This is a genomic window from Paenibacillus sonchi, from assembly GCF_016772475.1.
GTDB classification, from domain to species: domain Bacteria; phylum Bacillota; class Bacilli; order Paenibacillales; family Paenibacillaceae; genus Paenibacillus_AQ; species Paenibacillus_AQ sonchi.
This window is the reverse complement of sequence record NZ_CP068595.1, coordinates 6,679,518-6,692,056: the sequence shown is the minus strand read 5'-3', so window position 1 is coordinate 6,692,056 and position 12,539 is coordinate 6,679,518. Positions and strand designations below refer to the sequence as shown.

At 53.5% G+C, this 12,539-nt stretch carries 15 protein-coding genes; 14 read left to right on the top strand and 1 reads right to left on the bottom strand.

Annotated features, from left to right (window positions below; genetic code table 11):
* Nucleotides 1-67: 67 nt before the first annotated feature.
* The 6 genes from JI735_RS30045 (at nt 68) to JI735_RS30020 (ending at nt 4,559) form a co-directional block, all read left to right on the top strand.
* Nucleotides 68-487, top strand: a complete 420-nt coding sequence (locus tag JI735_RS30045; RefSeq protein WP_039835070.1) for a DUF2487 family protein — start codon at nt 68-70, stop codon at nt 485-487.
* Nucleotides 488-711: 224 nt separating this feature from the next.
* Entirely contained in the window at nt 712-1,266 is a 555-nt protein-coding gene (locus tag JI735_RS30040; RefSeq protein WP_039835069.1) for a Rieske (2Fe-2S) protein, read from the top strand.
* Between the two features lie 5 nt (nt 1,267-1,271).
* A complete protein-coding gene (qcrB, locus tag JI735_RS30035; protein WP_020427667.1) occupies nt 1,272-1,943 on the top strand; it encodes a menaquinol-cytochrome c reductase cytochrome b subunit in 672 nt (223 codons plus the stop codon).
* Between the two features lie 30 nt (nt 1,944-1,973).
* Nucleotides 1,974-2,846 carry a menaquinol-cytochrome c reductase cytochrome b/c subunit gene (locus tag JI735_RS30030; RefSeq protein WP_020427666.1) on the top strand — a complete coding sequence of 291 codons (873 nt, stop codon included), beginning with the start codon at nt 1,974-1,976 and terminating at the stop codon, nt 2,844-2,846.
* A gap of 94 nt (nt 2,847-2,940) precedes the next feature.
* Nucleotides 2,941-3,591: a DUF1405 domain-containing protein gene (locus tag JI735_RS30025; protein ID WP_051051731.1), complete on the top strand. Its 651-nt coding sequence runs from the start codon at nt 2,941-2,943 to the stop codon at nt 3,589-3,591.
* Nucleotides 3,592-3,647: 56 nt separating this feature from the next.
* Nucleotides 3,648-4,559 (top strand): sporulation protein YpjB, encoded by a 912-nt coding sequence (locus JI735_RS30020; protein WP_202676723.1) that lies wholly within the window; start codon nt 3,648-3,650, stop codon nt 4,557-4,559.
* A 317-nt stretch (nt 4,560-4,876) separates the two neighbouring features.
* Here JI735_RS30020 and JI735_RS30015 read toward each other — a convergent pair whose 3' ends face one another.
* Nucleotides 4,877-5,752, bottom strand: coding sequence for a YitT family protein (locus tag JI735_RS30015; RefSeq protein WP_039835066.1), 876 nt, complete (start codon nt 5,750-5,752; stop codon nt 4,877-4,879).
* Nucleotides 5,753-5,958: 206 nt separating this feature from the next.
* Between JI735_RS30015 and JI735_RS30010 the strand changes: the two genes are divergently transcribed.
* The 8 genes from JI735_RS30010 to JI735_RS29975 all read left to right on the top strand — a co-directional run bounded on the left by JI735_RS30010 (nt 5,959) and on the right by JI735_RS29975 (nt 12,297).
* Complete coding sequence (locus tag JI735_RS30010) at nt 5,959-6,288, top strand: nucleotide pyrophosphohydrolase (RefSeq protein WP_020427662.1); 330 nt, start codon at nt 5,959-5,961, stop codon at nt 6,286-6,288.
* A 59-nt stretch (nt 6,289-6,347) separates the two neighbouring features.
* A complete protein-coding gene (locus tag JI735_RS30005; RefSeq protein WP_020427661.1) occupies nt 6,348-6,869 on the top strand; it encodes a tetratricopeptide repeat protein in 522 nt (173 codons plus the stop codon).
* Nucleotides 6,870-6,901: 32 nt separating this feature from the next.
* Nucleotides 6,902-7,705 carry a 4-hydroxy-tetrahydrodipicolinate reductase gene (gene dapB, locus JI735_RS30000; RefSeq protein ID WP_020427660.1) on the top strand — a complete coding sequence of 268 codons (804 nt, stop codon included), beginning with the start codon at nt 6,902-6,904 and terminating at the stop codon, nt 7,703-7,705.
* A 15-nt stretch (nt 7,706-7,720) separates the two neighbouring features.
* Nucleotides 7,721-8,143: a methylglyoxal synthase gene (gene mgsA / locus JI735_RS29995; RefSeq protein WP_039835065.1), complete on the top strand. Its 423-nt coding sequence runs from the start codon at nt 7,721-7,723 to the stop codon at nt 8,141-8,143.
* Nucleotides 8,140-8,853 carry a bacillithiol biosynthesis deacetylase BshB1 gene (gene bshB1, locus JI735_RS29990; RefSeq protein ID WP_039835064.1) on the top strand — a complete coding sequence of 238 codons (714 nt, stop codon included), beginning with the start codon at nt 8,140-8,142 and terminating at the stop codon, nt 8,851-8,853. Before mgsA ends, bshB1 begins: the two co-directional genes overlap by 4 nt.
* Nucleotides 8,854-8,940: 87 nt before the next feature.
* A complete protein-coding gene (gene bshA, locus JI735_RS29985; RefSeq protein WP_039835063.1) occupies nt 8,941-10,098 on the top strand; it encodes an N-acetyl-alpha-D-glucosaminyl L-malate synthase BshA in 1,158 nt (385 codons plus the stop codon).
* Nucleotides 10,099-10,112: 14 nt separating this feature from the next.
* The gene (locus JI735_RS29980; protein WP_202676722.1) at nt 10,113-11,510 is read left to right on the top strand and encodes a CCA tRNA nucleotidyltransferase; all 1,398 of its coding nucleotides are present in this window, start codon (nt 10,113-10,115) and stop codon (nt 11,508-11,510) included.
* Entirely contained in the window at nt 11,500-12,297 is a 798-nt protein-coding gene (locus JI735_RS29975) for a biotin--[acetyl-CoA-carboxylase] ligase (protein ID WP_202676721.1), read from the top strand. Before JI735_RS29980 ends, JI735_RS29975 begins: the two co-directional genes overlap by 11 nt.
* Nucleotides 12,298-12,539: the final 242 nt, after the last annotated feature.

The following is a 12,539-nucleotide window of genomic DNA, read 5'->3' as shown; positions in this document are numbered from 1 at the left end:
GGCGCATTTCTTTTTTGTTACAATGAAATCTCATAAGGAACTTATATCATAAAAAAGGGTGAGTGTGATGAAATTCAGTGATTTTACTGCCGAGAGCTGGCTGGAGAACCGGAAGTACTATGATACCTGCCTGCTCCCGTATACCGGACTTAGCGGCATGGAGAGTCCGCCTGAAGCCGCGGAGGCATTGGAGAGATTGCGGGACTTTTTGGATCTCGTGGAAAAACCATATCAGGGCCGTATCGTGACCTACCCGGCTTTACAGTACAATGGGGCCGAAAGCGCAGCTTATATAAATGAGATTTGCCGAAAAGTCAAATCCAGCGGTTTCCAGTCTGTGATTGTGCTGTCAGCGGACATCTCTCTGGCCGGGAGCGGGATTGCTGAAAGCGATTTAGTTCTCTCCCTGCCTGACATTGAGGCTTCTCGGCAAAAGCCGGTGAGAAGCTGCATCAGAGATGAAATCGAGGCGTTATGGAACAAATGAAACAGATCTAAATGTGACAAAAAATCAACAATTTATAAAGAAAATTTAAAATGGGGTCGTCACAATTTAGACAATATTCTTGACGGGTTTTGGAGGCTAAGCTATGATTAGATTGAACTTGTGACATGTGATAATTATCATTGTAAACGGATTATTTACAGAAAATTGCATTGTTTTTACACTGCAGGTGCCTTCTCAAAAGTGAAAAGGGGGTTACACACCGTATGAGCAGCCATAATAACGAGCACGAGTCAATTCCACAAGGACCTCCCAGCCTGAAAGAGATGTCCAGGCGGCAGTTTTTAACGTATACACTGGGAGGGGCAACGGCATTTATGGGAGCAGGTGCTATTCTGCCCATGGTCCGTTTCGCGGTGGACCCGGTATTACATAAGAAAGGTGCGGGGGAATTCATCAAGGTAGCCGAGACTGCCAAGATTACCGATGTCCCTCAAGAGTTCACCTTCGAACTTCCCCAACAGGACGGATGGTATGCCAGTACAGCTACGCTGACGGCGTGGATCCGCAAAGACGAGAACGGAGAAATTTATGCGCTTTCACCAATCTGCAAGCATCTGGGCTGTACGGTGGGCTGGAACAATGACAAGGCGTATCCGGATGAATATCACTGCCCATGCCATGGAGCCAGGTATACGAAGCTCGGCAAAAATCTGGCTGTAGCCCCCAAGCCCCTGGACCAGTACAAAACCAAAATTGATGGAGACTGGGTCTATCTGGGTGAGATCATCCCCAATACAGAGGTTAAAAAGGAGGCGTAGATCTGATGTTTAAAAATGTCTACAACTGGATTGATGAACGTCTGGATATTACGCCGATCTGGAGGGATGTCGCCGACCATGAAGTTCCTGAGCATGTCAATCCGGCCCATCACTTTTCGGCATTTGTGTATTGCTTCGGCGGCCTTACTTTTTTTATTACCGTCATTCAAATCTTATCCGGCATGTTCCTCACGATGTATTATGTCCCGGATATTATCAACGCTTATGCCAGTGTGGAGTATCTGCAGACCAAGGTAGCTTTCGGGCAAATTGTCCGCGGCATGCATCACTGGGGAGCGAGCCTCGTCATTGTCATGATGTTCCTGCATACCATGCGGGTATTCTTTACCGGATCGTATAAAGCTCCGCGTGAGATGAACTGGGTAGTGGGCATGCTGATTTTTTTCGTCATGCTGGGCCTCGGCCTCACCGGTTATCTGCTGCCTTGGGACAATAAAGCCTATTTTGCCACCAAGGTAACACTTGAGATTGCAAATTCCGTGCCGGTCATGGGTCCGGTGCTGAAGGAGCTGATGCAGGGCGGCACGATTGTCGGAGCGGAAACGCTGACCCGGTTTTTTGCACTCCATGTATTCTTTCTCCCGGCGGTCCTGCTTATTCTGCTCGTCGGACACTTTATTATGATCCGCAGACAGGGGATTTCTGGCCCGCTCTGAGTTCCGGCCACAGCTAAAGGAGGAAATGCAATGGCTCACGGAGACAACTCCAAGGAAAAGATTGTATATGTGGGGGATTCACGGGTGCGCAGGGGCAGCGGCTTCATTACGCCGCCGGATTACACAGCCTATCCCGGAAAATCGGAAGCGTTTATCCCTAACTTTCTGTTAAAGGAATGGATGGTCGGAGTGGTCGTGCTGGTGGGCATACTCGTTCTGACGATTTCTGAACCGGCCCCGCTGGGGTTCCCTGCAAATGCCAACGCCACGGTCATTCCGATTCCCGACTGGTATTTCCTCTTTCTGTACCAGTATTTGAAGCTGCCTTATGCATCCGGCGATTATATCGTGCTGGGAACACTTGGCGTGACCGGTGTAGCTTTTGGCTCGCTGCTGCTGGCTCCGTTCCTCGACACGGGCCGGGAGCGCCGCTTCTACCGCCGGCCGATTGCTTCCTCGCTGATGTTCCTGTCCCTGATCGCAATCGTCTATCTGACCAACACGGCCTGGACGGAATACAAGCATGAAATGGCCGAAACCGGCCAGATACCTGAAGATGTGCAGCGTGAGGAAAAAGCGGCTGAGAACAAGGCAAAGGGTTTGCCGACCACCAGTGCGGTGCAGGCCAAAGAAATTGCTATTGTGGACAAGGATGATCCGGCAATGGGGCTGTTCAAGCAAGCCACCTGCGTAACTTGCCATGCGGTGGATATGAAAGGTGCCGGAGGGCCGTCTCTGCGCGGTGTGGGCGACACCCATGATAAGGAAGCGATCCTCGCGATCATCAAAAATGGCCAGGGCCAGATGCCCCCGATGCATGATACTGCTATAGCAGCAGGGCTTAGCGAGCAGGATATTGACAGTCTGGCTGCCTGGCTTGCCAAACAAAAAAGCGAACAGTAAAATAATAATAACGCACCAACCTGATCGTACCTGCGGTCGGGTTTTTGTATGTAATCCTAAGAAGCTGCCACATTCGGGAGGTTAAAGATTGTATATGCCGGTTCACTGGTTTGAGAGACTGTTTAGGCATCGGGGAGTCATGTGGCTGCTCTTTATTGTGAATTTCCTCGGAACGATTTACGGGTACATATGGTATGGCAATCAACTGGAATTTACAGCGGATAATTATCCCGCATGGCTGCTTCCCTTTGTTCCGGACAGCCCGACAGCGAGCCTGTTTTTTACGCTTGCCTTACTGCTGCTGCTCTATCCTCCAAAAGGGATCAAAGGAACACTCGTACGCGAGCTGATTGAGGCGCTGGCGGTGGTTACATCCGTGAAATACGGCATTTGGGCGGTCGGCATCATTTTTGCCGGCGGATACCAGGGAGATACAGTGAGCTGGAAGGACTGGATGCTGGTGGTTTCGCACACCGGAATGGCGGTTGAGGCACTGATCTACGCGCGTTTTTTTTCCTTCCGCAGAATGCTTCCCTTGGCATTGTTCTGGGCATTTGCCAATGACATGGTGGATTACTCGAAGGGTGTTTATCCCTGGCTGCCGGATGTGCTGGAGGACAATGTAAACGAAGTTCAATATTTCACCATTGGCTTAACCTTCTTTAGCACTGCAGCAGCTTGGCTGTTCGGGGGAAGGTCCAGAAGGGTTGAGCCGCTGGACAAGCCCACTGTGGGACGACGCTGACAGGCTGTTCTAACTCTTGTCCTCCTGCCATACATTTAAGGTAGGAGGGATGTCTCATGCCGCGCAGGAGATATGTTGTGCTGACAGGATTGATGTTGTGCTGGCTGCTGGCCGGCATGAATGCAGGTGTAGTTCACGCGGATGCCAAGGCGGTTGTGCAAGGGGCAGGCGGGGAAGTCACTGTCCGGGCTGGGAACTCCGCAGCCGGTTCCGCTGCCAGTCTTGCACCGGCGCTTACCGGCAGAAATGCTGCCCAGCGGCTGGATGAAGCGGCTGAGGCACTGTATGGTTATGTGCTTGAGGGTGATGTGATGAAGGCGAGACAGGAGAGTGAGAAGGTTTCACAGATTTTTCTCTCCTCTTCATTTGAAGGCCTGACTTCTGTGGAAGGAATAAATGCGATGTCTGATGTCATTATTGACTTGAAGGCAACGCTGGCCGCTGCGCAGATTCATCCGGAGCAATGGGAAGCTGCCGCCGCCAAGCTGCGGCTTGCGGCCAACAGTCTCAGCCATCCGCGCCAGCCAATGTGGCTGCAATATTACAAGCTGATCCGCGAGGATCTGAACGATATGGAGCAGAACGCTGCCGCAAATGATCTCAAAGGCTGGCAGAGCACGCTGGAACGTCTGCAGAGCCGGTACGACAACATCCGGCCTGCGATTATCATTTCCCGGCCGCCGGAAACAGTCAACGCCTTTGATTCCTGGCTGTCCTATGCTGCAGGAATCCCGGCATCCTCACAGCCGGTGAGCCGCGCCCGTCTCCTGGAGATTGTCTCCTACGGACAGGATGCGGCCCGGGTGATGTTCGGCAAAGAACGGGAGGAGCCGGCCTTGACCCTCCCGCTGGCCCAGCAGGGATATGGAGCCTGGGGCCTGCTGGCCGGAGGATTCATCATTGCCGCACTGGCCTACGCTGCGTTCCGCAAGTACCGTGGAGAGAATGAGGATTGGAAGCCGGTATAGAGCTGATGTAAGGTGCCGAATGTCCCGTCCACGGTGAAATCAAAGGTACTCATACCTTGCATTCCTTCGAATGGCCCTGTTTACCGCTCACTGCGACAGAGAGCGGAACTCCAGAACATCGAGTTTTGACAAGGCAGAACCGCAAATTGACGGCCTAGCCGGGAATGCATTTGTGCAATGGGACGCTGGGGGGACAACGTGCAACGGGAGGAATAAGAGTACACCAAACCCAAAAACAAAGAAGACTGTCATACCAGCAGAGGATTCTGCAAGGTAAGGCAGTCTTTTTTGCCGTATGCCTGAGCGCCTATCAATGGTCAAGTCTGCCGGAAGCCCTCGCCGTGGACATCGTGAACGTCACTGATGATGACGAACGCTTTGGCATCTACCGACTTGACCAACTGGCTGAGCCGGCGGATTTCCTGCCTGGAGACTACGCAGTATACCATATACTTGGCTTGCTTGGAGTAAGCGCCGATGGCTGGAATCAGAGTTACGCCCCGGTCCATTTCTGCTGTAATGAGATCAGCGATCTGCGGGGCGTCGTCACTGATAATCGTAAAGGCTTTGGCGGCATAGGCGCCCTCTTGAATGAAATCGATGACACGGGAAGAAATAAAGACGGCCACCAGAGTGTAAAGGATCTTTTCACGGGGAATATAGAGCAGTGATGCGCCTATAATGATAACGTCGACGGCCAGAATAATCTGCCCCATGCTCCAACCGAACTTGCGGCCGAGAATTCGGGCTACAATATCTACACCGCCTGTAGTGCCTCCGAAACGGAACACGATGCCCAGTCCCAAACCGAGCGTAACCCCTGCATATAATGAAGCGAGAATAAAATCATGCTCGGTACTGAAGGTTACGATCCAGCCGGCATCGATCATCCGCTCGAACAGCCAGAGGAAAAGGGACAACGCGCCGATCCCGACACCGGTGTAGGCGATTTGCCGTCCGCCCAGTACTTTCCAGCCCAGTAAAAAGAGCGGGAGGTTGAGAAGCAAAGTGGTCAAAAAGACAGGGATGTTGAAAGCATAGTTAAGCAGGATGGTGATCCCGGTTACGCCGCCTTCCATCAACTGGTTAGGTATGATGAAATAGAGCAGGCCAAAAGCGTATACGGCGGCTCCCAGCATGATCGGTGCTGCCGTTTTGACAATAGTGGAAGCTACTTTGGAAGATGAATTCATGTAATCCCTCGCCTGGCCCGTTTAGGGCATAGTGTATTAGTATCCCTTTTTATAGGTTGCTTTTTGTCAGATTATTGCATTTACCGGTTTGTCCGGGACCTGGAGAAATTCCTTATATTCTAAAAAAGATTTGTCTTCAAAACGTCTTTACGATAACATAGGGGCAAACAGAAGGCAAGATCATACAGGGGGCTGAGAAACAAATTATGGATAAAAGTCTTGGTGACATACAGCGTGAAGTTGATGCTTATATCTCACAATTTAAAGAAGGTTACTTCAGCCCGCTTTCCATGCTGGCCCGGATGTCGGAGGAGGTAGGCGAGCTTGCCCGGGAAGTTAACCATCAGTTTGGCGAAAAGCCCAAAAAAGTGGATGAAGCAGAAAATTCGATTGAGCTTGAACTGGGTGATATTTTGTTTATTACAGTTTGCTTTGCCAATTCACTGGGAATTGATCTAACTGAAGCTCACAATAAAGTGATGCATAAGTTCAATACCCGCGATGCCGGTCGATGGACTCCTAAAAACACCGATTAGGTATCTATAACATATGCTGTACCAAACGAACGGGATTTAGCCGTGAGGATGGTGGGCAAATGGATCATAACGACTATATCAAAGCGGCATACCGCTCTATACTCCGCAGTGACTTCGCCGAAGCGATCACATTGTTCGAAAAAGCAATTGCGGCCAGTCCGGACGATGCCGAAGTAAGGTACCGCTGCTCTATAACGTATGCCCGAAGCGGTATGCTGGTCAAAGCGCTGGAGCATGTCCGGGCGGCAGTGAAGCTGGACGGAGAGAAACCGGAGTATCGGCTCCACCTGCAGCATTTGCAGGCGCTGCAGTTCGTGCAGGAGGCCAAAAAGCTCCTGGAGGATGAAGTTACGGAGACCCATAACCCGTATCATCCGGTTACCTTATTGAAAGAAGCAATAGCTCTTGACCCCTTGTACGGGGATGCCTATGTTTGGCTTGCCATTGCACACAGCCGGATGAATGAGCATGTGCAGGCAATAGCCGCGCTAAAAGAAGTGATGTCGCTGCATCCTGATGATAACGGGCTGCGGCAGCTTATGAAGGACCTTCAGAAATCGTTGCAAAAATATATTCAGTAATTTGGAACCAGTGAAAGCGAGGAGGAATAAGGGTGAAGGCCAAGATCAGAGTTATCGTCTCCGGTGCGGGAGGCAGAATGGGCAAAGAAGTTGTGAAGCTGGTACTGCAGGATGAAGAACTGGAGCTGGCTGCTGCTGTAGACCGTTCGTCAAGCGGCAGCGATGCCGGCCGTCTGGTTGGATTGGAAGAGAGCGGCATTGTGGTTGTATCTGATTTGGAAACTGCCCTGGCAGAGAGCGGCGGAGAGGTTCTCGTGGATTTCACCACCCCGCAGTCGGCCTATCCCAATACACTGCTTGCCATAAAATATGGAGTCCGTCCGGTAATCGGTACTACCGGGTTCTCTCCGGAGCAGATTACTGAGTTGGACAAGCAATGCCGGGAACGGGGGATCGGAGGGCTCATTGCCCCCAACTTCTCGATCGGAGCCATTCTGATGATGAAATTTGCGGCTCAGGCGGCGAAATATTTTCCGCATCTGGAAATTATCGAATACCATGGGGACCAGAAGCTGGATGCTCCTTCAGGTACGGCAATTAAAACGGCAGAGATGATTTCAGAGGTAAGGCAGGAGCTGCGGCAGGGCAATCCGAAGGAAGAGGAAGTGATTGAGGGTGCGCGCGGAGGCTATTATAACGGGTTCCGCATTCACAGCGTCCGGCTTCCGGGTGTTTTTGCCCAGGAAGAAGTGGTTTTTGGCGGGTATGGGCAATCCCTGAAAATCCGTCATGATTCCTATGAGCGGGCAGGCTACATGCCCGGTGTCAAAATGGGAGTCCAGAAGGTGATGGGCTACACCGGATTAATTTATGGTTTTGAGCATTTTATTGAATAGACGGGGGAATACACCATGTTGAAAATCGCATTTATCGCGCATGACCGGAAAAAAGATGAAATGGTTAATTTTGTAACTGCTTATGAGCATGTATTTGTCGGGCATCAGCTGTATTCAACGGGAACTACGGGTCAACGCATTATGGAAGTGACAAATCTCTCTATCCACCGCTATATGTCCGGGCCGCTTGGCGGCGATCAGCAGATCGGTTCTATGGTGGCGATGGACGAGCTGGACCTGATTATTTTTCTGCGCGACCCGCTTATGGCACAGCCTCATGAACCGGATATTACAGCATTGCTTCGTCTTTGTGACGTATACGGTATCCCGGTGGCAACCAATATTGCCACAGCTGAGATTCTGGTCAAAGCCATCGACCGCGGCGACTTCGCCTGGCGTGAGCTTGTACATAAGTATAAGCCGGGTGTGGATGAATGAAGCTGGACATTCTTGTATTCGGTGCGCATGCTGACGATGCCGAAATCGGCATGGCCGGAACTATTGCCAAACATACGGCTGCAGGATTCAAGGTAGGCTTGTGTGATTTGACGGCAGCGGAAATGTCCTCGAACGGAACTGTGGAGCGCCGTAGAATGGAAGCCCAACAGGCTGCCGATCTCCTCGGTGCATCCGTTCGTACGAATCTGGGGTTGCCGGACCGGGGACTATATATGACTGAGGAGCATCTGGCGGCAGTGACGCTGGAGATCCGCCGGTTTGCTCCGGATATCGTATTTGCCCCTTATTGGGAAGACCGGCATCCGGATCATATCGCCTGCAGCAAGCTGGTGGAAGAAGCGGTTTTTAATGCGAAGCTGCGCAAATATATGCCGGACAAGCCTGCTGTCCCTGCGCCACAGCTGTATTTTTATTTCATTAATGATTTGGGGCGTACTGACCTTATTGTTGATGTGACCGGGCAATACAGCCTTAAGGAGCAGGCGCTGTCCTGCTACCGCTCACAATTTGAGAAAAGTCCGGGGGAAGACGTAGTATCCACTCCTTTAAATGAAGGATATATCGAACGTGTCCGCTCCAGAGATATGCTGCTTGGACAGCGGCGGCTTATTCCTTACGCTGAGGGCTTCGCGAGCAAAGTGCCTCACACCGTTGATCTGTTCACTAACCCGATTAATCAAGTCCGATAATCTTTATTAAATGGTTATGAACCACTATAATATATTCATATCATTACACTAAGTAATGAACTTAAGTCTTACAAAGGGGACGGAGCAATGGACCGTTTAAAAATAGGCATCACCTGTTATCCGTCTCTTGGCGGCTCGGGTGTTGTGGCGACGGAACTGGGCAAGCTTTTGGCCGAGAAGGGCCATGAGGTCCATTTTATTACACATAGTATCCCGTTCCGCTTGGGAACGTTTCAGAAGAATATTTTTTATCATGAGGTTGAGGTCAACGATTATTACGTCTTCCGTTACCCGCCTTATGACCTGGCACTGGCGACCAAAATGGCTCAAGTAGCCAAAATGGTGGGACTGGACCTGTTCCATGTCCATTATGCGGTGCCGCATGCAGTATGCGCTTATCTCGCCAAACAGATGCTGGGCAATGATATCAAGGTAGTAACTACTCTGCACGGGACCGACATTACGGTTCTTGGACAGGATGAATCACTGAAGGACCTGATCCGGCTCGGCATCAACGAGAGCGATGCGGTGACAGCGGTTTCGCAGGATCTGATCAAAGAGACCCGCAAAGTGCTGGATATCACCCGGGAAATTGACCTGACTTATAATTTTGTCGACAAACGTGTGTATTATCCCCGGGATGTGACGGATCTGCGCGGGGACTTCGCGGAGCCTCATGAGAAAATTCTAATGCATATCAGCAACTTCCGGCCGGTTAAGCGGGTATCGGATGTGGTCGATATTTTTGCAAAAGTGAGCCAGGAGCTTCCTTCACGGCTGCTGCTGGTGGGGGAGGGCCCGGAACTGCCCAAAATCCAGGCGAAGATCTGTGAAATGGGGCTGGAAGGCAAGGTTCGTTTCCTCGGCAAGCAGGATGAGATCGCCCAGGTGATTTCCCTGGCGGATCTGCTGCTGCTGCCGTCGGAGAAGGAGAGCTTTGGTCTGGTGGCGCTGGAAGCGATGGCTTGCGGGGTTCCGACCATCGGCTCTGAGGCCGGAGGCATTCCGGAACTGATCCAGCATGGCAAAACCGGGTTTCTGGCCCCGATCGGGGATACGGCTACCATGGCGAAGTATGCTGTAAAGCTGTTGTCTGATCCCCTGATGGAGGAGCAGTTCAGAGCAGCATGTCTGAAACGTTCCTGTAATGATTTCAGCAGAGATGTGATCACCAACCAATATGAAGATATCTATTACCGGGTGCTTGGATGCAAGGTGCATGGTCTGGATACAATCCAGAGGTAGGGAGTGCTTGAACTATGGACTGGACAATGGCCCCTTCCGGAATGGTTGCAGCGGGTAACCTGGTATTAGCGGGTCTCTTGGAGCAGGGATATGAGGCATATTTTGTTGGAGGCTGCGTCCGTGATGAGCTGCTGGGCCGGCCGGTGCATGATATGGACCTGACGACTTCGGCTCGGCCTGAAGAGGTCATGGGTATTTTTCCGCGCTGTGTCCCAACCGGACTTGCGCATGGCACCATCACTGTTCTACAGGATGGCTGGAGCTTTGAAGTGACGACGTACCGGACGGAGAGCGGTTATGCGGACCACCGCCGTCCGGAGCAAGTTTTATTTGTAAGTGATGTGAAGGAGGACCTGCGCCGCCGCGATTTCACGATCAATGCGATGTGCCGCGGATTGGATGGGGTTGTCGTTGATCCCTATGGCGGACAAGAGGACTCGGAGCGCCGGCTGATCCGCTGTGTGGGCGATGCCGAGGCCCGATTCGGGGAGGATGCGCTGCGCATGCTGCGGTGTGTGCGCTTCGCCTCCGTTCTTGATTTCAGCATCGCCAAGAATACTTGGCGGGGACTCCTGCGCCAGCGGGACAAGCTGGCGCATATTGCCGTAGAACGCGTTCGCGCGGAGCTTGAACGCATCGTCCTCGGCCCGCACCCGCAGCGCGGCCTCGGTCTCGTGGCGCGCAGCGGGCTGCTGCCGCGCGGCAAGGCGCCGTTCCCCTGGACCGGCAGCGACATGGCGGCAGCCGCCGCCCTGACGGCCGGGATCGGGGACCTGCAGGACGCCCACCTGCGGTGGGCGCTCCTGCTGCATGCCCTGAAGCAGACGGCCCCGGAGGCCGGCGAGCTGCTGCGGGCATGGACCTTCCCGGGGGCGACGCGCAGCGCTGTCGCCGGGGTGCTGCGCGTCCGCGAAGCGTGGGACGCGGCGCTGGCCTCTGAGCCGCCGGGCTCCCCGGGCGGCACAGAGGCCCTGCGGCGGCGCTGGATCGCCGCCGTGCTGGCCTGCGGCCAGTCAGCCGCCGAAGGGTGGCTGACGCTGCTTGCGGCGCTGCCGCAGGCCGCCGCGCCTTGCGCGGCAGGCGTTGCGCAGCCGCCTGCGCCTGCATTGGGGGCGCCGGATACAGGCGCCCCCGCCGTACGGCGGCCTAACGCGCCGGATATAGGCGCCCCCGCCGCGCAGCGGCCCACCCCAGCCCTCCTGCGGTCCTGGACCGCGGAGATGCCGCTGCACACACTGGCGGAGCTTGCCGTGACAGGGAATGAGCTGGCCGGGGCGCTGAATAAGCGTCCGGGTCCGTGGCTGGGCGAGCGGCTGCAGCAGCTGCTGCTGGCTGCCGCTGCGGGTGACATTCCCAATGACAATCAATCATTGCTGCAGGAAGCAAAAAGGATGGATCATAATGAACCGTAATGAGAGGCTCCGGCTGGCGGGTGGGCGGGATTCATTTGTACCCGGCTGGCTGGACCGTGTGCAACTGCTGGAAACCGTAGTGTCCACGCAGGAAGAGGCCAAAAAGCTTGCGGAAAGCGGCGCTCCCCAAGGCACCACCGTCCGGGCGGAAGAACAGACCGGCGGAAGGGGGCGGATGGGCCGGAAATGGCATTCTCCGCGCGGCAAAGGCATCTGGATGAGCGTGGTGCTGCGCCCGGAGCTTCCCTTGTCATTGACTCCGCAGCTTACCTTGCTGGCCGGGGTTGCCGTCTGCTTAGCCATCCGGGAGGTCACGGGTGTCCAGGCAGGAATCAAGTGGCCGAATGACCTGCTGGCGGGCGGGCGCAAAATATGCGGCATCCTGCTGGAATCCTCCCTGCGTGAAGGCAGGCTTCATTATGCAATCGCCGGGATTGGGATTGCGGCCAATCTGACGGAAGAAGATTACCCGCCGGATTTGCAGGGCATCGGCACCTCGCTGCTGATCGAAGGCGGCGGCATTCCTGTTGACCGTTCAGCGCTTACAGCGGCTGTCCTGACCGAACTGGAGTACTTATATCTGGTATATAGGGAACAGGGATTTGCACCGATCCGTGAACTGTGGGAGTCTATGTCAGTCACACTGGGGCGCCAAGTGGGCTTTAATACCCCGCAGGGACGCTGTGAGGGGACCGCTGTGGGGCTGGACGATAATGGAGGTCTGCTGCTTAAGGACGGTACGGGGAGCGTCATCAGTGTGCTCTCTGGAGAAATAGAGATGATCTAAGATGGCAAGGTTCCATTCCTTGTCATCTTTTTTAGTGTACATACTTGCAGATTTTGTTATAATAAGGGCAGAGACGGCATCGGAATCGAGCTGTACTCGGCAAGAAACCTTTTAAATCAGGGAATTTGCTTTTGGATTCACCTTCTTAACTGTATTTCACGGTTACGTTGGATTCTGCTCTGAGCCGTAAGGACCGAGACAGAAGGGACGATCGCGAGTGACTCTTTTTTGCCCTTCGGACC

What these genes read in the sequence shown, in the direction of transcription:
- JI735_RS30040 (WP_039835069.1), top strand. Translation starts at nt 712, where the DNA reads ATGAGCAGCCATAATAACGAGCACGAGTCAATTCCACAAGGACCTCCC.
- JI735_RS30045 (WP_039835070.1), top strand. Translation starts at nt 68, where the DNA reads ATGAAATTCAGTGATTTTACTGCCGAGAGCTGGCTGGAGAACCGGAAG.
- JI735_RS30020 (WP_202676723.1), top strand. Translation starts at nt 3,648, where the DNA reads ATGCCGCGCAGGAGATATGTTGTGCTGACAGGATTGATGTTGTGCTGG.
- JI735_RS29975 (WP_202676721.1), top strand. Translation starts at nt 11,500, where the DNA reads ATGAACCGTAATGAGAGGCTCCGGCTGGCGGGTGGGCGGGATTCATTT.
- bshB1 (WP_039835064.1), top strand. Translation starts at nt 8,140, where the DNA reads ATGAAGCTGGACATTCTTGTATTCGGTGCGCATGCTGACGATGCCGAA.
- qcrB (WP_020427667.1), top strand. Translation starts at nt 1,272, where the DNA reads ATGTTTAAAAATGTCTACAACTGGATTGATGAACGTCTGGATATTACG.
- JI735_RS29980 (WP_202676722.1), top strand. Translation starts at nt 10,113, where the DNA reads ATGGACTGGACAATGGCCCCTTCCGGAATGGTTGCAGCGGGTAACCTG.
- JI735_RS30010 (WP_020427662.1), top strand. Translation starts at nt 5,959, where the DNA reads ATGGATAAAAGTCTTGGTGACATACAGCGTGAAGTTGATGCTTATATC.
- JI735_RS30025 (WP_051051731.1), top strand. Translation starts at nt 2,941, where the DNA reads ATGCCGGTTCACTGGTTTGAGAGACTGTTTAGGCATCGGGGAGTCATG.
- bshA (WP_039835063.1), top strand. Translation starts at nt 8,941, where the DNA reads ATGGACCGTTTAAAAATAGGCATCACCTGTTATCCGTCTCTTGGCGGC.
- mgsA (WP_039835065.1), top strand. Translation starts at nt 7,721, where the DNA reads ATGTTGAAAATCGCATTTATCGCGCATGACCGGAAAAAAGATGAAATG.
- JI735_RS30015 (WP_039835066.1), bottom strand. Translation starts at nt 5,752, where the DNA reads ATGAATTCATCTTCCAAAGTAGCTTCCACTATTGTCAAAACGGCAGCA.
- JI735_RS30005 (WP_020427661.1), top strand. Translation starts at nt 6,348, where the DNA reads ATGGATCATAACGACTATATCAAAGCGGCATACCGCTCTATACTCCGC.
- JI735_RS30030 (WP_020427666.1), top strand. Translation starts at nt 1,974, where the DNA reads ATGGCTCACGGAGACAACTCCAAGGAAAAGATTGTATATGTGGGGGAT.